The 18,945-nt window shown below is 72.4% G+C and carries 17 protein-coding genes and 1 pseudogene; 7 read left to right on the top strand and 11 right to left on the bottom strand.

All coding sequences use genetic code 11. From position 1 onward, the window contains the following. Window positions 1-46 precede the first annotated feature (46 nt). The 10 genes from ACGF5G_RS18575 to ACGF5G_RS18620 are packed head-to-tail and all read right to left on the bottom strand — an operon-like array spanning window position 47 to window position 8,359. Window positions 47-928, bottom strand: a complete 882-nt coding sequence (locus ACGF5G_RS18575; protein ID WP_393264146.1) for a fumarylacetoacetate hydrolase family protein — start codon at window positions 926-928, stop codon at window positions 47-49. Continuing rightward, complete coding sequence (locus tag ACGF5G_RS18580; RefSeq protein WP_357454537.1) at window positions 928-1,344, bottom strand: RidA family protein; 417 nt, start codon at window positions 1,342-1,344, stop codon at window positions 928-930. Before ACGF5G_RS18580 ends, ACGF5G_RS18575 begins: the two co-directional genes overlap by 1 nt. A gap of 21 nt (window positions 1,345-1,365) precedes the next feature. After that, complete coding sequence (locus ACGF5G_RS18585) at window positions 1,366-1,899, bottom strand: cupin domain-containing protein (protein WP_363704988.1); 534 nt, start codon at window positions 1,897-1,899, stop codon at window positions 1,366-1,368. Continuing rightward, window positions 1,896-2,267, bottom strand: a complete 372-nt coding sequence (locus ACGF5G_RS18590) for a cupin (protein ID WP_357695882.1) — start codon at window positions 2,265-2,267, stop codon at window positions 1,896-1,898. Before ACGF5G_RS18590 ends, ACGF5G_RS18585 begins: the two co-directional genes overlap by 4 nt. Continuing rightward, window positions 2,260-3,900 (bottom strand): FAD-dependent monooxygenase, encoded by a 1,641-nt coding sequence (locus ACGF5G_RS18595; RefSeq protein WP_393264148.1) that lies wholly within the window; start codon window positions 3,898-3,900, stop codon window positions 2,260-2,262. The genes ACGF5G_RS18590 and ACGF5G_RS18595 overlap by 8 nt, the downstream gene beginning before the upstream one ends. Further along, window positions 3,897-4,631, bottom strand: a complete 735-nt coding sequence (locus ACGF5G_RS18600) for an SDR family NAD(P)-dependent oxidoreductase (RefSeq protein ID WP_393264150.1) — start codon at window positions 4,629-4,631, stop codon at window positions 3,897-3,899. The genes ACGF5G_RS18595 and ACGF5G_RS18600 overlap by 4 nt, the downstream gene beginning before the upstream one ends. Before the next feature lie 28 nt (window positions 4,632-4,659). After that, on the bottom strand, window positions 4,660-5,739 hold the full coding sequence (locus tag ACGF5G_RS18605) for an Ldh family oxidoreductase (RefSeq protein ID WP_393264153.1): 1,080 nt from the start codon (window positions 5,737-5,739) through the stop codon (window positions 4,660-4,662). Beyond that, window positions 5,736-6,536, bottom strand: coding sequence for an ABC transporter permease (locus ACGF5G_RS18610; RefSeq protein ID WP_393264156.1), 801 nt, complete (start codon window positions 6,534-6,536; stop codon window positions 5,736-5,738). The genes ACGF5G_RS18605 and ACGF5G_RS18610 overlap by 4 nt, the downstream gene beginning before the upstream one ends. Then, window positions 6,533-7,300 carry an ABC transporter ATP-binding protein gene (locus tag ACGF5G_RS18615; RefSeq protein ID WP_357695892.1) on the bottom strand — a complete coding sequence of 256 codons (768 nt, stop codon included), beginning with the start codon at window positions 7,298-7,300 and terminating at the stop codon, window positions 6,533-6,535. Before ACGF5G_RS18615 ends, ACGF5G_RS18610 begins: the two co-directional genes overlap by 4 nt. A gap of 60 nt (window positions 7,301-7,360) precedes the next feature. Continuing rightward, window positions 7,361-8,359: an ABC transporter substrate-binding protein gene (locus tag ACGF5G_RS18620; RefSeq protein WP_393264159.1), complete on the bottom strand. Its 999-nt coding sequence runs from the start codon at window positions 8,357-8,359 to the stop codon at window positions 7,361-7,363. A 321-nt stretch (window positions 8,360-8,680) separates the two neighbouring features. Between ACGF5G_RS18620 and ACGF5G_RS18625 the strand changes: the two genes are divergently transcribed. The 5 genes and pseudogenes from ACGF5G_RS18625 to ACGF5G_RS18645 all read left to right on the top strand — a co-directional run bounded on the left by ACGF5G_RS18625 (window position 8,681) and on the right by ACGF5G_RS18645 (window position 13,899). Continuing rightward, window positions 8,681-9,079, top strand: coding sequence for a DUF2809 domain-containing protein (locus ACGF5G_RS18625; protein WP_393264162.1), 399 nt, complete (start codon window positions 8,681-8,683; stop codon window positions 9,077-9,079). 57 nt (window positions 9,080-9,136) lie between these two features. Next, window positions 9,137-9,661 (top strand): GNAT family N-acetyltransferase, encoded by a 525-nt coding sequence (locus ACGF5G_RS18630; RefSeq protein WP_393264165.1) that lies wholly within the window; start codon window positions 9,137-9,139, stop codon window positions 9,659-9,661. 50 nt (window positions 9,662-9,711) lie between these two features. Then, the gene (locus ACGF5G_RS18635) at window positions 9,712-10,053 is read left to right on the top strand and encodes a hypothetical protein (RefSeq protein WP_393264167.1); all 342 of its coding nucleotides are present in this window, start codon (window positions 9,712-9,714) and stop codon (window positions 10,051-10,053) included. A gap of 257 nt (window positions 10,054-10,310) precedes the next feature. Further along, window positions 10,311-11,497: pseudogene (gene dinB / locus ACGF5G_RS18640) on the top strand (DNA polymerase IV). 350 nt (window positions 11,498-11,847) lie between these two features. Beyond that, window positions 11,848-13,899 (top strand): sialate O-acetylesterase, encoded by a 2,052-nt coding sequence (locus ACGF5G_RS18645; protein WP_393264170.1) that lies wholly within the window; start codon window positions 11,848-11,850, stop codon window positions 13,897-13,899. Between the two features lie 106 nt (window positions 13,900-14,005). Here ACGF5G_RS18645 and ACGF5G_RS18650 read toward each other — a convergent pair whose 3' ends face one another. Continuing rightward, on the bottom strand, window positions 14,006-16,438 hold the full coding sequence (locus tag ACGF5G_RS18650) for a M14 family metallopeptidase (protein WP_393264172.1): 2,433 nt from the start codon (window positions 16,436-16,438) through the stop codon (window positions 14,006-14,008). 434 nt (window positions 16,439-16,872) lie between these two features. On the opposite strand from ACGF5G_RS18650, the gene ACGF5G_RS18655 reads away from it, so the two are divergent. Both ACGF5G_RS18655 and ACGF5G_RS18660 read left to right on the top strand, forming a co-directional pair. Continuing rightward, on the top strand, window positions 16,873-17,475 hold the full coding sequence (locus ACGF5G_RS18655; RefSeq protein ID WP_393264173.1) for a SigE family RNA polymerase sigma factor: 603 nt from the start codon (window positions 16,873-16,875) through the stop codon (window positions 17,473-17,475). Then, window positions 17,465-18,865 (top strand): hypothetical protein, encoded by a 1,401-nt coding sequence (locus tag ACGF5G_RS18660; RefSeq protein WP_393264176.1) that lies wholly within the window; start codon window positions 17,465-17,467, stop codon window positions 18,863-18,865. Before ACGF5G_RS18655 ends, ACGF5G_RS18660 begins: the two co-directional genes overlap by 11 nt. Window positions 18,866-18,945: the final 80 nt, after the last annotated feature.

Here is an 18,945-nt window from a genome sequence, read left to right on the forward strand (position 1 = left end):
GGTGCGGGCCGGCGCCGCGCTGCGCCGCCCCGCACCCGTCGCGGGGTCAGTGCAGCTTCGTCAGTCGCACCTGGTTGCGCAGCTCACCGAGCGCTTCCACCCGGGTCACCACCAGGTCCCCGTCGTTCAGGAACACCTGTGGGTCACGGGCGTTCCCGATGCCGCTCGGCGTACCGGTGAGCACCACGTCGCCGGCCCGCAGGGTCATCCCCCAACTCAGTTCCGCGATGATGCGGGCGAATGGGAAGGCCATCTGCCCGGTCGACGCGTCCTGGAGCAGCACGCCGTTCACCTCGCACTGGATGCGCAGGTTCGCCGGGTCCGGCACCTCGTCCACGGTGGTCAGCCACGGCCCGAGCGGCATGGTGGCGTCGATGCTCTTGCCCTTGAGCCACTGGCCGCCGTGCGCGCGTTGCAGGTCGCGCTGCGACACGTCGTTGGCCACGCAGAACGCCGCCACGTACGACAGCGCGTCCGCCTCGCTCACCGAACGGCAGTCCGCGCCGATGACCAGCGCCACCTCCGCCTCGTAGTCCCACTTTGCGGAGAGTTGCGGGTCGTAGGCGATGTCGTCGTACGGGCCGACGACCGTGTCCGGGCCCTTGGTGAAGAAGGTCGGGTGCTTGGGCCGTTCCGCGGGCTCCTGCCCTTCCCGCTTGCCACGCGACTCCTCGAAGTGGTCCCAGTAGTTCCAACCGGTGCAGAGGATGTCCCGGTTGAACCGGCGCAGCGGCGCGTCGAGCCGGACCTCGGCCAACGGCACCGCCGCGACCTGCCGCGCGGCGGTGCGGACGGCCGCCAACGCGTCCGCGCCACCACGAATCGCCTCGTCGAGGTCGCCCAGCTCGGCGGGGAGCACGGCGACGCTGTCGCCGTCCACCACCCCGATCCGCCGGCCAGCCTCGGTGAGAACGCTGGCGAGCTTCATCAGGCGTCCTGCTCGTCGTCGATCACGCCGATCGCGTTGATCTCGATCAGGTAGTCCTTGTTCACGAACTTGGAGACCTCCACCATCGTCGAGGCCGGCGGCTCACCGGTGAAGTACTGCCGGCGCACCTCGTGGATGGCGTGGAAGTCCTCCATGTTGCGGACGTAGACATCCACCCGCACGATGTCCTCCAGCGACCCGCCGGCAGCCGTCATCGCGGCGCGCAGGTTCTGGCAGACCTGGTGCGTCTGGGCGGCGATGTCGCCGACGCCGGTGACCCCGCCCTCGCGGTTGCGGGCGGTCATGCCGGACACGAACACCATCCGGCCCCGCGCCCTGATCTGGGTGGCCTGGGCGAAGTGACCGTTCGGGGCGGCCAGCTCGGGGGAAACAATCTGCTGCTTGGGCATGGTCATCTTCTCTTCTTCGAGGTGGAGCTAGCGGGCGTCCGCCGGGTCGGTGTACCACTCGGGCTGGGTCGGGTAGTGCGGCCCGTCGTAGATCTCCAGCAGGACGCTCTCTTCTTCGGCCAGCGTGGGCCCGTGCAGGCTGCCCTTCGGGTTCCAGTAGAAGGAGCCCGGGGTGAGGGTGAGCCCGGTGGGCACGTAGGTGTACCGGCCGCTGAGGCAGAACATGAACTGGTTGGACGCGTGTGAGTGGCGCAGTGGGATGCCGGCGCCCTTGCGGAAACGGATCAGCGAGATGGACGCCTCGGTCTCCTCGTTGCGCCACAGCGCCTTGTGGGAGAGGCCGGCCAGCGTCTTGTCCGCCCAGTCCAGCTCGTCGGTCTGGAGCAGGATCTCGCGGAAGCGGGCCAGCACCAGGCCGTCCGGGCCGGGCACCAGTTCCTCCCGCGACCGGTCGGCCGCCTCGCCGCCGTAGTTCGACGGCTCGGAGAGGTTGTTGGCCCACTCCTGCGGGTCGACGCCGGCCGGCACCGGCGGGGTCGGTACGAGCGGCAGGTCGCTCACCGCTCGCCCTGACCGGACACGAGGTTCTCCCCCAGGCACTTCAGCTCGACGAGCCGGCTGCGGTACCGGGTGGTGCCGTTGTTGGTGAGCATGTGGATCTCCCCCGGCTCGCGGTAGACCACCCCGCCGATGGCCTCGTGCACCAGGCGGGGGTCGCCGCCGGCGAGCGCGTCGATCCGGTTGTCGGCGGCTTCCAGCGCGATCACCAGGTACGGGTTGAGGTGGTGGTGCCAGGGCTGCTGCTCGCCGGGCGCCAGGCTGATCTCCCAGACCCGCACCTGGTCGTTCTCGAAGACCACCTGCTGGCCGACGGCACCGAGCTCGACCTGGGTTCCGTCCGGGGCGGTCGCGTGACCGTAGTTACTCATTGTCATCCCTTTCGCAGACGAGGGTGTTGTCGGACCGGGTCACGGGCGGTGGGCAGCCGGTGATCCGGGCGTAGAGCTGGGCGGCCGTGTCGATGCCGGAGACAGGGTCGAACGGGACGATCGCCGCCACGTGCCCGTCCGGGCGAACCAGCACCAGTGTGTCGTTGTCGACCCCGAAGCGGCGCCGCACCCGGTCTCCCGGGTCGAACAGCGCCCGGTCCCGCAGCCCGGAGTCGTGCGGCGCGTCCCACCGGCTCACCACGTAGTGCCGCAGCGCGGGCGACTCCTGTGGCGGCAGTGCCGGGACCCGGCGCGGGTCGGTGAAGTAGAGCGCCACGAAGGCGTCGGCAGCCAGGTCGTGCAGGTGCACCGTGCCGGACTGACCGAACAGCGGCAGGTCGGGGCTGCGCGCCCCGGCCAGCACCGGCAGCGGCTCGTCACCGGCGGCGACCATCGACCAGTCGCCCGTGCCGCTCACGTCGAGGCGTACGCCGAGCATGGCGCGGGTGAACGCGTTGCCCCAGTTGCCGGCGGTCATCACCCCCGGGTCGTCCGCGCGGCGGGCCATGTAGGCCCGCGCCGCCGCGGCCATCGCCGCGGAGCCCTTGGTGGCGACGGGTTCCTGCTCGACCTGGTAGCCGTCGAGCAGGCTCGGCTCGGCCCAGCCGCGCAGCACCCAGGCCATCCGCCAGGGCAGGTTGGAGGCGTCCAGGACACCGGTGTTCAGGCCCAGCGCCCACATCGGGGTGATCAGGTGCGCGGCGTCGCCGAGCAGGAAGACCCGCCCGTCCTGCCACCGGTCGGCCACCCGCTGGTGCACGTTGTAGATGTTGGTGCCGACGATCTCCAGGGTCTTGGTGTCCCCGATGAAACGGCGTGCCTTGTCGACCAGTTCCTCCCGGTCCGGCTCGGCCTGCCCGGCCGGCAGCGGGTAGAGGAAGCGCCAGCAGTGCGGCTGGCGGACCAGGATCATCCACTCCTGGGGATCACCGAAGTAGGCCAGGTACGGGTAGTCGCGCGGGTTCTCCACGTCCAGGTCGACCTTCAGGTCGACCAGCATGTAACGCTCCTGGTACGTCTCGCCCTCGACCCGCGCGCCGATCTGGTCCCGGACGGCGGACCGACCGCCGTCGCAGCCCAGCAGGTACCGCACCGGAACCGTCCGCTCCCCCTCGGCGGTGCGCAGCCGCAGGTCCACCCGGTCCGGGTGCTGGACGAAGTCGAGCAGCCGGTGTCCCATGTGCAGCGCGCCGGGGGCGGTGGTGTCGAGCCGCTGCCGCAGGATCGGCTCCAGTTCGTGCTGCGGGATGTTGATGACGAACGGGAAGCGGGTGTCCTCGGTGAGGTCTCCGGTCCGGACGCTGAGGGTCTGGGTGTTCGTGGCCCGGTCCAGCTCGCCGATCTCGTCGATGCGCAGCGACCCGGCCAGCACGTCGTTCAGGGCGCCGTACCGGTGCAGCACCTCCAGGGTGCGGGTGAGGACGGTGCCGGCCTTGGTGTCCAGCGACAGCCGCTCGTCCTCCTCGAAGATGACCACCGGCACGCCGTAGTGGGCCAGGCCCAGCGCGGTGACCAGGCCGACCGGCCCGGCGCCCACGATGCCCACCGGCAACTGCTCGGTCGTGCTGCTCATTGTGCTTCGCTCCTCGGGTACGCCCGGTCACGGGTCAGGGTGGATCCGGTCATGGTCGCAGCGGGCGAGAGCAGGAACATCAGCGGGCCGACCACGTCGGCCGGCGTGCCGATGCCGGTGGCCCGCGCCCAGTGCTCCCGTTCGCCGCCGCTCGGGTTGGCCTGCTGGAACTGCGGGGTGTCCACCACTCCGGGGAAGACGGTGTTCACCCGGATCCGGTGCTCGGCGACCTCGGCGGCGAGCGACTTGGCGAAGGCGATCAACGCCCCCTTGCTCGCCGCGTAGGCCGACGCCTGCGCCCGGCCGGCGGTGGCCAGGCCCGACGCGAAGACCAGGATCGCGCCCGAGCGGCGGGCGATCATGTCCGGCAGGACCGCCTGCGCGCACCAGACCACCCCGTCGAGGTTCACCGCCAGCGTGCGGCGCCACTGCTCGGGGTCCATGTCGACCACGTCGCACCGCGGCTGCACCGCCGCTCCGGCCACCAGGGCGTCGATCCGGCCGTGCTCGGCGAGCACCCGGGCGACCGCGGCGTGCACCGCGTCCCGGTCGGACACGTCCACCCGGTGCTCGTGCACCCGCCCGCTGGGGTGCGGCTGACCCGATGTCACGTCGAACACCACGGCCGTGCCGCCCGCGTCCGCGTACGCGTGGGCGAGGGCGGCGCCGATGCCGTTGGCGCCCCCGGTGACCACGAGCACCTCGCCGGTGGCGTCGAAACTGGCCTGCATGACGTCCTTTCCTCCTTCTCGACCGGGGTCAGCCGGCGCTGGGCGGTGGCGGGAGCGGCACGCCCAGCCCGGCGGCGACCTCCACCAGTCCGGCGAAGACCGACGGCTGGAGCGCGACGCCGTCGCGCGACGCCCGGTCGTACCGGTCGGCTTCGATGTCACCGGGCAGGTGGACCCGCTCCGTGCCGGGTGCCAGCGCGGAGCCGAGCACCTGGTCGGCCAGGTCGTCGACCCGGCGGGCGAGCTCCTCCGCGTCGTCGGCGAACGCCTCGGCGTCGAGGGCGAGGAAGAAGTGCGCGCAGTCGTTGGGCACCGACACGTCGGCGTAGAGGCCCTGGACGCCCCGGCCGTACGCCCCGCCGGACAGCACCCCGGTCAGTACGTCGATCATGAGCGCGAGACCGTATCCCTTGTGGGCGCCGGACGGCAGCAGCAGTCCCTTGAGCGCGGCGGCCGGGTCGGTGGTGGGCCGCCCCTGCGCGTCGGTCGCCCAGCTCGCGGGGATCTCGCGGCCCTCACCGGCGGCCAGCCGGATCTTGCCGAGCGCGGCCTCGGAGAGCGCCACGTCGAGGATCACCGGCTTGCCGCCCGCGCGGGGTACGCCCACCGCGAGCGGGTTGTTGCCGACCACCGCCGAGGCGCCACCGGGGGCGGGCATCAGCGGGCGGGTGTTGGCCGCCGCGATGCCGACGCAGCCGTTGTTCGCGGCGAGGTCCACGTACCGGAACGCCCCGCCGAAGTGGAACGCCCGGCGGACGGTGACCACGCCGACGCCGTACGTCTGCGCCTTCGCCACCGCCAGCCGCATCGCCTGGTCACCGGTGAGCTGCCCCAGCGCGTGGCCGGCGTCGAGCACCGCGATGGCGCCCTTGTCGCGCACCACCTCGGCCCGCTCGGCCCGGCTGACCGAGCCGGCCCTGATCCGGTCCACGTACATCGGCAGCAGCATCACCCCGTGCGAGGGGATTCCCCGCATGTCGGCGTCCACCAGGGAGCCGGCGACCAGGCCGGCCGCCTGCTCGGAGAAGCCCAGTGCGCCGAAGACCGAGGCGACGGCGTCGGTGAGCCACCCGACCGGGACGGTCGGCGGGAAATCCGGCGCGCTCATGACCGGTCCGCCCACGGCACGAAGAACCGCTCGACTGCGGCGAGCAGGTAGAACAGCACGACGCTCAGCACCCCGAGCAGGATCATCGCGGCGAAGGCCAACGCGGTGTCGGCGCTGGCGCCGGAGGCGACGATCGCGTAGCCCAGCCCCTCGGTGGCCCCGACGAACTCGGCGATCACCGCGCCGATGACGGCGAGGGTGATGGCGAGCTTGAGACCGACGAAGAGCTGCGGGATGGCGGCCGGCATCCGGATCATGCGGAACGTCTGCCACCAGTTGGTCTTCAGCGACCGGCCCAGCTCCACCAGGTCGGCCGGGGTGGAGCTGAGGCCGGCGGCGGTGGAGATGACGATCGGGAAGAAGCAGACCAGGAAGACCAGGAAGACCTTGGGGAACTGGCCGAAGCCCATCCACACCACCAGCAGCGGCGCGACGGCCACCTTCGGTACGGCGTTGAGCATCAGCAGCAGCGGGTAGACGGTCCGTTCCAGCATCCGCGAGGCGGTGACGATCAGCGCCAGCGGCACCCCGATCGCGATGGCCATCGCGAAGCCCAGCAGCGTTTCCCAGAGGGTGACCAGGGTGTTGTCCCACAGGTAGGCGGACTCCTCGACCATGGTCTGCGCCACCTGCCCCGGGGACGGCAGGATGAAGCTCTCCACCTCGAAGACGACCGTGATCGCCCACCACAGGGCGGTGGCGGCCACGACGCCGAGCACGGGCGGGAGTTGCTGGGCCCAGCGGCCGGCGGCGCGTGGCTTGTCGCGGCCGGTACGGCGGGATTCGGTGACCGTCACCGTGCCACCTCCTCGGGGGTCATGAGCAGGTCGTGCAGTTGGGCGCGCAGCACGCCGAGTTCGGCCGAGTGGCCGTCGCGTCCCAGCGAACGCGGGCGGGCGATGTCGATTCCCACGATCTGCCGCAGCCGGCCCGGTCGCGGGCTGAGGACGACGACCCGGTCGGCGAGCAGCACGGCCTCGTCGACCGAGTGCGTCACGAAGAGCACCGTCGAGGCGTGCTTCATCTGGAGGCGCTGGAGTTCGACCGTGAGGTCGGCGCGGGTGAGCGCGTCGAGTGCGGAGAACGGCTCGTCCATCAGCAGCACGCGCGGCTGCTGGATGAGGGCCCGGCACAGCGAGACCCGTTGCTGCATCCCGCCGGAGAGTTCGTGCGGCAGGCGCTTCTCGAAGCCGTTCAGCCCGACCAGGTCGAGCAGTTCGTGTGCGCGGGTCCGGGCGTCCCGTCGGTCCTGCTTGAACACCTCGGTCGGCAGCAGCACGTTGTCGATGACCGACCGCCACGGCAGCAGAGCCGGGCGCTGGAACATGAAGCCGATGTCCCGCCGTGGCCCCCGGATCGGGGTGCCGGCGACGGTTATCTCGCCCGAGGTGGCGGCCTGGAGGCCCGCCACCAGCCGCAGCAGGCTGGACTTACCGCACCCGGACCGCCCGACGATCGCCACGAACTCGCCGTCGGCGACCTCCAGCGACACATCACGCAGGGCCTCCACGTCACCGGCCCGGGTGCGGTAGATCTGCGAAACGTTACGAATTCCGATCATGGTTTCGCCCCTCGCGGTGCGCGCCGCAACCAGCCGCGCGCACCGCCGTCGAAGAGGAAGTTATGGCTTTGCGATGTCGTAGACGCCGATGTCTTCGGCGTTCGGCGTCGACTTGAGGGTGCCGGTGCCGGCGAGGAGCTTGATCATCGCCTCCACCCGCGCCCGGTCCAGCTTTCCGGCCGGTCCGCCGTCGCCCAGGACGTACGGGCGCATCTCGGTGAGTTCGGCGGCGGCGACCTTCTCGTCGGCCGTCCGGTCGTTCTTCTTGAGCAGCTGGGCTGCTTCCTCGGGGTGCTCCACCGCGTAGAGCAGGCCCTTGACCAGCGCTGCCGTGAACTTCTCGACCTCTGCGCGGTTGCTTTCCAGCTTCGCGGCGGAGACCAGCAGTCCGTTGCCGTACAGGTCGGGAAGCTTGTCCGCGTACGGCAGCATGGTGACGGTCTTGCCACCGGCCGCCTTCTCCAGCAGCGGCTTGCCGGCGGCGAACTGGCCGATCGCGTCCACCGAACCGGCGGCGAGCAACTGCGGGAGCGACTGCGGCGAGGACGGGACGAACTTCACCGACTTCGGGTCGATGCCGGCCGCCTTGGCGTACGCCGGGAAAATGATCATGTTGGTGGAGCCGGAGCTGTCCGCGATGCTGGCGCCGGGCAGCTTCTCCGGCGAGTCGATCGCCTTGTCCAGCGAGGCGATGCCGGCCATCGACCGCTGGTGGATGGCGGCCACCACGCGCACTGGCATCTTCTCGTTCGCCAGTGTGGTGATGACCCCGGAGAGGTCGCCGGGGCCGTAGTCGGCCTGCCCCGATCCGATCAGCTTCATGACATCGACGGTGCCGGTGCCGGGCTTGATGGTGACGTTGAGCCCGGCCTCCCTGAAGTAGCCCTTCTCCAGTGCGACGTATGCGTACGCGTCCCGACCGAACGTCCCGAAGGAGGTCAGGTAGGTGACGGAGGCGGCATCGGGGGAACCGGTCTTCTCCGAATCACCACAGCCGGCGACGGTGAGTGTGAGAGCCGCTGCGGCGACGGCCGCGACGAGACGGGTGCGAGCTGACATGAGACCTCCTGCATCGGCGGGATTTATCAAATGTCAAACTTCCCGGCCCGTCAAGACCTCGTTTTGGCAACACCGCCCCGCTCCGGCGGTCCCGGCCCGGCGACCGCACCCCCGCCAGGCCCACTGACCTGGCAGTACGCCCCGCCCAGTGGCGACCACAGTCGACACCGCAGGATCGCGTTACGCGCCGACAGCGAGCACGTCGCCGCTCGGCTCGACTCCGCCCGGCGGTTCGTTCTGCGGAGGGTCAGGTCGAACCGCCTCGTCACCGCTCTGGGTGGCCACGATGTCTCCGGCGAAACACGGCCTAGCATCGCCGGAGTGTCGATCACTCCTCGGCGGTGCCGGATCCTGATGCTCGCGGCGGCGGCCGTGTTCCTCGCGGTCGCCCTCGTCATCCGCGCGACGGCCGGCGGCGGCCTCGAACAGCACTCCGGCACCGCCCTGTACGGGTCCATGGTCTGGGCCGGGGTGCTGTTCCTCCGGCCGCGCACGGTGCCGCTGTCGGCGGGCGCGCTGGCGGTCGCCTTCTGCTGGGCGGTCGAGGTGTCGCAGCTGACCGGCATCCCGGCGGCGCTGTCGGCGCGCAGCCTCGTGGCCCGGCTCGTGCTCGGCGTCCAGTTCGACCCGGTCGACCTCGCCTGGTACCCCGTCGGGGTGCTGCCGCTGGTGGCGCTGGCGCAGTTCGTGCGCCGCACCCGCCGGCGGCGCGCGGACTGAACGGTCGGCGCCGATAATCGGGAGCGCTGGGAGGCCCGCCCCGCCTATCGTGGCGCGGTGCTGATCAGACGCGAGACCCCCGCCGACATCGACGCCGTCCGGGCGGTGCACCTCGCCGCCTTCGCCGATCCCGACAAGCCGGACGCCGTACCGGTGGAGGCCGGGCTGGTGGACGCGCTGCGGGCGGACGCCGGGTGGCTGCCCGCCTTCTCCCTCGTCGCGACCGCCGACGACGGGCAGGTCGTGGGGCACGTGGTGTGCACCCGGGGCCGGGTGGCCGGCGAGCCGGTCGCGCTGGGGCTGGGGCCGCTCGGCGTGCTGCCGGCCTGGCAGCGGCGGGGGGTCGGCTCCGCGCTGATGCACGCGGTGCTCGGCGCGGCCGACGCGCTCGACGAGCCGCTGGTGGTGCTCCTCGGCCACCCCGACTACTACCCCCGCTTCGGGTTCGGCCCGGCCGTCGACCTCGGCGTCACCCCGCCGCAGCCGTGGGGGCCGCGGTACTTCATGGCGCGTCCGATGAGCGCCTGGCGGCCGTCGATCCGGGGCGAGTTCACCTACGCCCGCCCCTTCGACGACCTGTAGGCGGGCCCGACGGCCTTGGCCGCCTGTCGATCGTCGGGCATGATTGGCGGATGGGAGAGGTGTTACCGATGCCGAGCTTCGGTGACCTGTTCACCGACCTGCGCGGCAGCGACCGGACGATGCGGGTGAGCTGGCATCCCGAGCGGGGCGCCGTGGTGCTGTCCCTGTGGTCGGGCGCGGTGTGCCGGGGGTCCTTCCGGCTGGCCGCCGCCGACCTGCCGAGGCTGCTGTCGCTGCTCACCGACATCACCGCCCCCGCCCCGGACGGGCCCACGCAGGGCGCCGCACCGGCCCGCCCCCGTGCCGCCTCGGCCGTGGAGCAGACCGGCGAGATCGACCGGCCCGCCCCCCGCGGCCTGCTCCCGATCGTCGCTGCCCCGCGCGTCGCCTGACAGCTCCGCACACCTCCACGTCACTCGCCCTGTCGGCTGCCGTGGTCTTCGCCGGTAGTGGGATCGGCGGGCACGCGACCGGACAGCCCGGTCGGCGTCGCCCCGGGAGGCAAGCTCCAACGCTTGCAGAGTGAGGAGTCGCAAGGCGTACGGCGGCGGGCGCGTGCCGCTCGGCATCCCCGTCGCGGCGGTGGCCGCCCGGCGCTGTCCGGGCAGGTCAGCGCCGGTGTCGACCCGTTCCGTGCGAACATGTGTTCGTGTCGCGCGAGGCCCGCATCCTGCACGCCGACCTGGACGCGTTCTACGCGTCGGTCGAGCAGCGCGACGACCCGCGCCTGCGGGGCCGGCCGGTGATCGTGGGCGGCGGCGTGGTCCTGGCGTGCAGCTACGAGGCGAAGGCCCGGGGCGTACGCAGCGCGATGGGCGGCCGGCAGGCCCGCCGGCTCTGCCCGGAGGCCGTCGTCGTGCCGCCGAGGATGGCGGCCTACACGGCGGCCAGCCGCGCCGTGTTCGAGATCTTCCGGCAGACCACCCCGGTCGTCGAGGGCATCTCCATCGACGAGGCGTTCCTCGACGTCGGCGGCCTGCGGCGGCTGGTCGGGCCGCCCGCCGACATCGCCGCCCGGCTGCGCCGGGAGGTGCGCGCGCGGGTCGGCCTGCCGATCACCGTGGGCGTAGCCCGGACGAAGTTCCTCGCCAAGGTGGCCAGCGGCGTCGCGAAGCCCGACGGCCTGCTGGTCGTGCCGCCGGACGAGGAACTGGCCTTCCTGCACCCGCTGCCGGTGGAGCGGCTGTGGGGTGTCGGGCCGGTGACCGCGGGGAAGCTGCGCGAGCGGGGCATCCGTACCGTCGGGCAGGTCGCCCGTCTCGGTGAGGCGACGCTGGTCTCGCTGCTCGGCGCGGGGGCCGGCCGGCACCTGCACGCCCTGGCACACAACCGCGACCCCCGGCCGGTGCAGGTCGGCCGCCGACGTGGGTCGATGGGCGCGCAGCACGCCCTGGGTCCCGTCCCGCACTCCCCCGCCGAGTTGGAGGCGATTCTCGCCGGCCTGGTCGACCGGGTGACCCGGCGGATGCGGGCGGCGCCGCGGGCGGGGCGGACGGTGACGCTGCGGCTGCGGTTCGGCGACTACACCCGCGCGACCCGCTCGCACACGGTGGCCAAGGCGACCGCCGACACGACGCCGCTGCTCGGCGCCGCGCGGGCGCTGCTGCGGGGGCGCTGCCGGAGATCGAGCGGCGCGGCGTGACGCTGATCGGCGTGTCGGTGGGCAACCTGGACGACTCCCCCGTGCAGCCGCCGCTGCCGTTCGACCGCGACCCGGGGGCGGACCTGGACGCGGCGGTGGACGCGGTGCGCGACCGGTTCGGGTCGGCGGCGCTCACCCGGGCGGTGCTGCTGGGCCGCGAGCCGGGCCTGGAGATGCCGCTGCTGCCGGACTGATCGAAGGCGGCGGAGCAAGCAGCGGCCGTGACGGTGGCCCCCGATGCCGCCGGTGACCGCCGTCGTCGTCTCGCATCTGGCCGAGGCGAGGCAGCGACACCCGGCAACCGGTCGCCCGTTCATCGCCGTGACATGCGCTCCCGCCGCGGCGATCCCACCGCTCATCGCATACGCATTGCGGTCGGTGAATATTGATAGCTAGGCATGACCCACGCCGATCCGGCGGACCCGACCTACCCGACCTGCTGGAGGTCCGAGTCATGCCCCGTCCACCCCGTTCCCGGCGGACACGCGACACGCGCCGTGCCGCCATCGCCGCAGTAGGCCTCCTCCTGTCCACCGTCGCAGTGGTGTTCGGGCAGCCGCCTGCCGCCGGCGCCGCACCCGACCCTGTCAGCTCCAGGCCGATCGACGGCACCTCGTGCGCCGCCAACGTCGACGGCATGGCCGACTTCACTCCCGTCCTCGCGCTGGACCTGCCCGAACGGGCCAGTTGGTTGAACCAGACGCCGCCGTACGCCTTCGACCACACCGCCGAGGTGGCCGCCGGCTTCGACCGAGTCGGATACTGCCTGGAGCTGGCCACTCCGGCGGGCCCGCAGTGGGTGTGGACGGCGATGGCGCCGTTCACCACCGACGCCGGCCGGCTCGGCCTGCCGACCCGCACCGGGGAGATCATCCGACAGCGGGTCAGCGACCTGGAGGTCGCGTCGAACGTCCCGGGCGTCACCACCGGCACCGACCTGGCCGGTCACGTGGAGATGTGGCCCCACACCTACAGCAGCGGAGGGTCCCGCCAGATCGCCGGTGCCTCGCCGAGCGTCTACGACGCCGACGACACCGTCAACCCGTCCGGCGGGTACGGGTCGTTCCAGGTGCACCAGGTCGGTGCCACCCGCCCGTCGTCCGTGGCGCCCCGCACGGTGCTCGCGGTCAACACCTTCACCTCCTCCGGGGCGCCGCTCTCGCTCGGCATCGGCCCCGCACCCAGCGGGCACCCGGACTGGACCTTCGCGGGGAACGCGGGCACCTTCACGCAGCGCCGGCTCACCGTGTACGCCCGGCCGTCCGTGCTCGCCCTCGACCAGCACCCGCAGGACCGCCAGTTGTACCCACGGGACGCCTCGAACGCGGCAACGGTGCCCGTGTCCGGGACGGTCACCGATCCGCGGGTCAAGGCGGTACAGCTGACGGTGACGAGCGGCGAAGACGAGTGGACCTACCTCACGACGGTCACCGACCGGCGCGACTTCTCCTTCAGCCCCCGCATCGACGCCGCGCTACGCGAGTACCGGTTCGAGCTACGCGCGCTCGGCGCCGGCGTCACCCGCCGGGCCGGCCTGTGGGAGGGCGTCCTGGCCGGGGACGCCTATGTCATCCAGGGCCAGTCCAACGCCGTCTCCGCCGTGTACCGGGGTTCGTCCGCCGGCGAGGAGTCGCCGTTCATCCGCAGCTACGGCTCGCCCACCGCGGACCCGGTGCTGTCCGCGGCGGAACGCAGCTGGAACTACGCCGCCAGCGAGGTCACCAACCAGCCCGGTTCCGTCGGCCAGTGGGGCATTCGCATGGCCCGCCGGATCGTCGACACCTACGGCGTCCCGGTCGCCCTCGTCAACGGCGGCCACGGCGGCCGGCCCATCTCGTTCTTCCAGCGCGACGACGCCGACCCCGACGCCATCAGCACCAACTACGGGCGGCTGCGGCAACGACTGGTCGCCGCCGGAGTCCAGGCCGACGTGCGCGGTCTCCTCTGGTATCAGGGCGAGTCCGACAACGACAACGCCGCCGTCCACGTCTCCGGGTTCACCGCGCTCCTCGCCGACTGGCGTAGCGAGATCGGTACCCGCGCCGGCGACGGCGCCCGGTACTTCGTCTACCAGGTCCGCACCTCCCCCTGCGGCAACAGCACCACCGGAGCGCTCCGGGAGGCGCAGCGGCAGATGGGTGACACGCTCGGCGTCACCCTGCTGTCCACGAACGGCCTGTCCGGCCACGACGGGTGCCACTACGCCTGGGAACAGGGCTACCGGGAGATGGGTGACCACACGTTCGCCGTGGTGGCCCGCGACCTGTATCACGGCCCCAGCGCCGGGGTGGCACCACCCAACCCGCGCAGCGCGACCTTCTCCAACGCCGAGCGCACCGAGGTGACGGTGCAGCTGCGCAACGACGACCCGCTGGTCGTCGATCCTGGTGTCGCGGCCGACTTCCGGATCAACGGCAGCACGGCGGCGGTCACCGACGTCGAATACCGGGCGGGCGGTCGACTGGTACTGACGCTCTCCGCGCCGGCCGACGGGGCGACCGGGGTGAGTTACCTGAGCCACCTGCGCGCCGGCCCGTGGATCGTCAACGCGACGGGCAGCGGGCTGCTCACCTTCCACAACCTGCCGATCGCCTGACCGGCGGCCGGCAGGACGGGAACGGCGCGGGCCACCCGAGGTGGTCCGCGCCGTTCCCGGCTCCGCGGCAGGGGCCCGCCGGGCCATCGGTACCGGCCGGAGGACCTCAGCCAGCAGGAAGGATGGCGGTGCCCTGGCGGTAGTTCGTGCCGTTGCCGTCGGGGCGGTAGTTGTTCTCGACGTTGCCCGCCGAGTCCACCGAGAACCAGTGGACCGTGGTGCCCGCCGGGACGGTCAGCGTCTCCCCGCCCTCGCGGACGCCGGCGGAGCCGTAGAGGGTCGACGCGTACGTCGGGGCGGCCCGGTCGAGGGTGTAGAAGACGGCCGCCGGCTCGCTCGTGGAGAACGTCACGGTCACCATGCCCGGCGTCGAACTCGGCGCGACCGCCAGCGTGCTGCGCGGCCGGCTGTTGTCCTTGGCGAAGTCACGGGCCACCCGCATCAGCTCGACGAGGCCGTTGGCGAACTCCATGGTCTCGTCGTGCGCCTCGTCCCACTCCGGCTGGAACGAGGTGCCGACCTCGAAGTTCCAGGCGTAGATGCCGTACTTGTACCAGAGCATGTCCCCCGAGTTGCCGGCCGCCGAGTAGAGCACGTCGGAGATCGGGCCGGTGCGCGCCGGGGTGACCGCCATGTTGCGGTGCCGCTTGATGGCGGCCAGGATCCGCGACGACGCGCCCCAGAACGCCGACTCCTCGGCCAGGGTCGGCCGCGGCGCGGAGACCCGGTCGGGCAGCGCGTACGCCCCCGGCGACCACATGAAGTAGTTGCCCGACGAGTGCAGGTTCATCGAGAACCTGATGTTCGGGCGGGCGGCCAGCCAGTCGACGTTGCGGTTCTCCGGCTCGGACAGCTCGCTCGGGCCGGCGTAGGTGCCGCTGGTGCAGCTCGACGACGCGCCGGAGTAGCCGTCGAAGAGGCTGTACTCGGTGTAGTTGCGGTTGTTGTCCACGCCCCACGAGTTGCGGGCCAGGAAGTCGGCGGCCCCGGTCGACGGGCAGTGGTTGGTCATGTTCTTGCGCTGGGAGTTGAAGTCGTAGAACGAGTAGTGCCCGCCGTCGGGGTTGACCGACGGGGCGATCCAGATGTCGAGGTTGTCCAGCAGCTGCTTGGTCTGGCCGTCGTGGGCGTAGTTGCGCAGCAGCCGTTCGGCGGTCTCGACGGTGACCAGCGGCGGCACCCACTCGCGGGCGTGCTCCTGGGCGTAGGCGAGCACGCCGAGCTTCGAGCCGTCGCGGTGCTTGCCGATCCGGATCGCGTACACGGGGTGCGGGTCGCGGGAGACGCTGGTGGGCGCGCTGAGGCCGTCGCTGAGCGGGGTCCGCGGTGCCGGCGCGACCACGCCGGTGCCCGGGCTGCCCCGATAGGTGTACGCCCGCAGCAGCGCCCCGGCGCCGGCGTTGAGCGCCGCGACGACCTGGGCGGCGGTGCTGGTCACCGCGCCCGCGCCGTCGGTGCCCAGGGTGACCCGTACCGCGGAGCCGGTGACGGTCACCGACAGCGGCGTGTTCGCCGCGCCCGGGTCGGCGAGTACCACGGAGATGGCGTTGCCGCCCTCGTGGCCCCAGGCGAGGGAGTCCACCGCGACGCGGCTGGCGGTGGCGGTGCCGAGCACCGCCTGCGCGTGCCGCCGGTAGCCGTTGGTCTTGTAGGGCAGCTCCACGACCTCGGCGAGCCGCGGGAACTCGGCGGCCAGCTGGTGGATCCGCGCGTACAGCTCGGTGGGCGTCAGGTAGCTGGTGACGAAGTCCTTCTGGTAGCCCGGGCCCTCGGGGCCGGTGCCCGGGGTCGGCAGCCACTCCCGCACCTGCGCGACGGCCACGTCGCCGGTCGGGCTGGTGATCCGGATGCGGTCGGGGCGGCTGGTCACCGTGGCGGCGCCCCGGTGGTACAGGTAGACGCCGGCGTCGACGAACCGGGACAGGGTCTGCGTCCCGCCGGAGCCGAACTCGGTGCCGGGGCCGCTGTCCCGCTCGACGGTGAGGGGGGTCGCTGCCGTCTGGCCCTGTGCCCACTTCGCCTCGACGGAAAGGATCTGGCTGGTCCCGGAGGTGTACCAGTCCGCCCGGATGATCTTGACGTCGGAGGCGTCCGGGGCGGCCGGGTCGGCCGCGGCGGCGGCGAACTGCCGGTTCTCGGCCACGTGGCCGGCGATGGTCGCCTCGCGTTCCGCCACCCGCTCCCGGGCGTCGGCGGGCCGGTGCAGCACCTTGCCGAGCGTGAAGCCGGCCTCGGTCAGCGCCGCCGCCTCGCCGGCCGCGACGACCGCGTGCGCGACGACGCCGTTCTCGGTGTGGGCGACGTGGTGGTCGAGGTCGACGCCGGTGGCGACGAGGGCATCCAGCTGTGCGGTGCCGGCGAGCAGCACCTCGACGACGTTCGCCTCCTCGTCGCCGACCCGGACCAGGTCGACGGCGGGGGCGGCGGACGGCGCGGTGGCCGAGGCCGGGCTGACCAGCAGCACCACGGCCACGGCCCCGGCCAGCACGGCGGGGAGGGGAAGGCGGCGTCGCCACCGGGGACCTAGGGGATCACGCATCTGTCGACCCTTCTGTTCGTCGGCACGGGTGACCGAACGAGATGGCCGAGGGGCCCGCCCGGGGTACGCGGCTCCGCCCCGTCGGTCGCGCGCCACGCCTGCGGCGCCACGACACGGTGGAAGGAAGGTGGTGGTGCTGTCCGGTTGCGGCGGACCGACGCTGGCCGCATCGCCGAGCTGCGGAAACGTCGTCAGGCTGATGGACGGGAGGCTGCTCCGGTGACGGTCGGTGGACTGCGCCAATCCTCAGTGCGCCCAAAGTGATCTGTCAATACCTCCGGTAAGCCCCCCGGGGGGTTCGCCTCGGCGGCCCGGGGCACCACTGATCCCCGGCACCCGAGGGGGCGGGAACACGCCGCCGTGGCCGCCGGTCAACCTTTTCCGGCGTCCCAGGGTCATCTTCTCGTCGATGATGCCCAAGATAGGGCTGGAGGGTGCACTTGACGGAAGACGGCTTCCGCGAGTTCGTCGAGATCCGATATGCGGATCTGCTGCGGACCGCGTACCTGCTGACCGGATCACGGCACGCGGCCGAAGACCTGGTGCAGAACGCGCTGATGCGGGCGATGCGACGGTGGCGGCACGTGGACGAACCGATGGCATACGTCCGCCGGATCATGGTCAACGAGCGGGTCAGCCTGTGGCACCGGTTCGGTTCCCGGGAGTTTCTGGCCGGCGTGACCGGCGCCTGGCGGCTGCACGCCGACCGGGGCAGCCGCGACGTGGCGGACGACGTCGTGGTACGCGAAGAGGTGCGCGCCGCCTTGCACGGTCTGCCACCCCGGATGCGGGCGGTGTTGGTGCTGCGCTACTGGGAGGACCTCACCGAGGCGCAGACCGCCCAGACGCTCGGTTGCTCGGTCGGCACGGTGAAGAGCCTCGCGTCCCGCGGGATCGCCCGGCTGCGGGCGGTGCTGCCGACGCCGTCGGCAGGGTCGTCACGGCCGGGCGCTCAAGAGCCGCTGCCAACCGACCCGCCACCGACCGTCGTGTTGCCCGCCGCCACTAGCTGGAGAGGTGCGAACGATGCCCGATGAGATCAAGGAGACGTTGGCCCGGCTCGCCGAGCCAGTCCTGCCGCGCCCCGACCCGTATCACCGGTTGCTGGTCCGCGTCCGGCGGCGCCGGCAGCGGCGGATGGCGGCAGGCGTGGTCGGTCTGGCGGCGGTGGCGGTGGCGCTGCCGATGTTCGGCGTGGCCGGCCCCCCGGCAGGCACCGACGCGGGGTCGTCGCCGCCACCCGCGATGGGGACGTACCAGCCGGCGAGTCGGGTCGACAAGCCGATGGTGCGACGGTTGTTGGACTCGCCGACCCGGGGCAACCTCGCCGGCGACCGGGCGCTGATCGCGGACATCGAGCAGCAGTACCGGTCGGCTCGCGCCCACCTGCTGGTCGACCCGGCGCTGGACGAGGTGAAGGTGCTGCTCGCACACGACGCACCGGGTGCCCGGACGGTGGTGGTGGCCTTCCTGAACGACTCGCACGCGTTGCTGCGCCATGGGCTCGGTGATGCCGGTGCGTCCGTGCCGGAACTGCTGGACAAGACCGGCACCCCGGACGAACCGCAGCCCTTGGAGCCGATCGTCTTCCTCGGCCGGCTGTCTCCGGTGGACGGCCGCCGTCTCGCCGACCTCACCGTCGGGCTGGCACCGGCCGGGTGCCGCGTCGAGACCTCCGCCGACGGCCGGATCCAGCCGGACGGATCGGTCGCCCGAAGCTGGCAGACGGTCAACACCGATGGTTTCGTGGTCCGGGGGGCGGGCCAGGTGGCCGAACGGTGGCGGTTCACCTGCGACGGCGTCGTGCGATACGCCGGTCCGGGCGGTGGTGGACCGGGCATGGCCAGCCCGACGGAGAACGCGCCGCCGGGTTCCACCACCGGCGCACGCGGCTCAGCGGAAACCACGCTCGCCACGACCGCCGTACGCGCCCTGCAAGACGTGCTCGATGGCCACGGGCTCACCGGGCCGGCGCCCCAGGTGATCTGGAGCGGACGGTTACCCGACTGGGTTCCTGGCGCGCCAGTAGCCGCGGTGGTGAGTTCCTGCTCGCCTGACGGCGGCTGCGCCGCCCTGCTGATGACCGATACCGACCAGCCGCAGCATGCGGAGTCAGGGGCACCGGTCACCTACCGGACCGCCACCGGGCTTCCTGACCTGGTGGCCGTCCAGGTGCCCGGCGAGACAGGCGGCGTGCTGGTCGTCGGGCCGGAATCGGCGGTCCGCGCCGAGTTGCTCGACGGCAGGGGACGCACGATCGCTAGCGGTCGGCTGGAAGCCGGTGCGGGCACGATACGCGTCGATCCCCGCCAGGTGGCCACAGTGAACATCCTCGACACGAGTGGCCGGGTCCTGCGGACGGCGGCCACCCCGGCCCTCGGCGCCGACATCGGCCAGCTCGGTGAACCGACCGTCTGGGCGAGGTGACGACCGACCGGACCACCGACACGGGGCGGTCGGTCCGGTCCCACCGCCGGATGGTCTCCGGCGGTGGGACCGGTTCTCGC

This window comes from Micromonospora sp. NPDC047730 (assembly GCF_043204765.1).
Lineage (GTDB): Bacteria > Actinomycetota > Actinomycetes > Mycobacteriales > Micromonosporaceae > Micromonospora.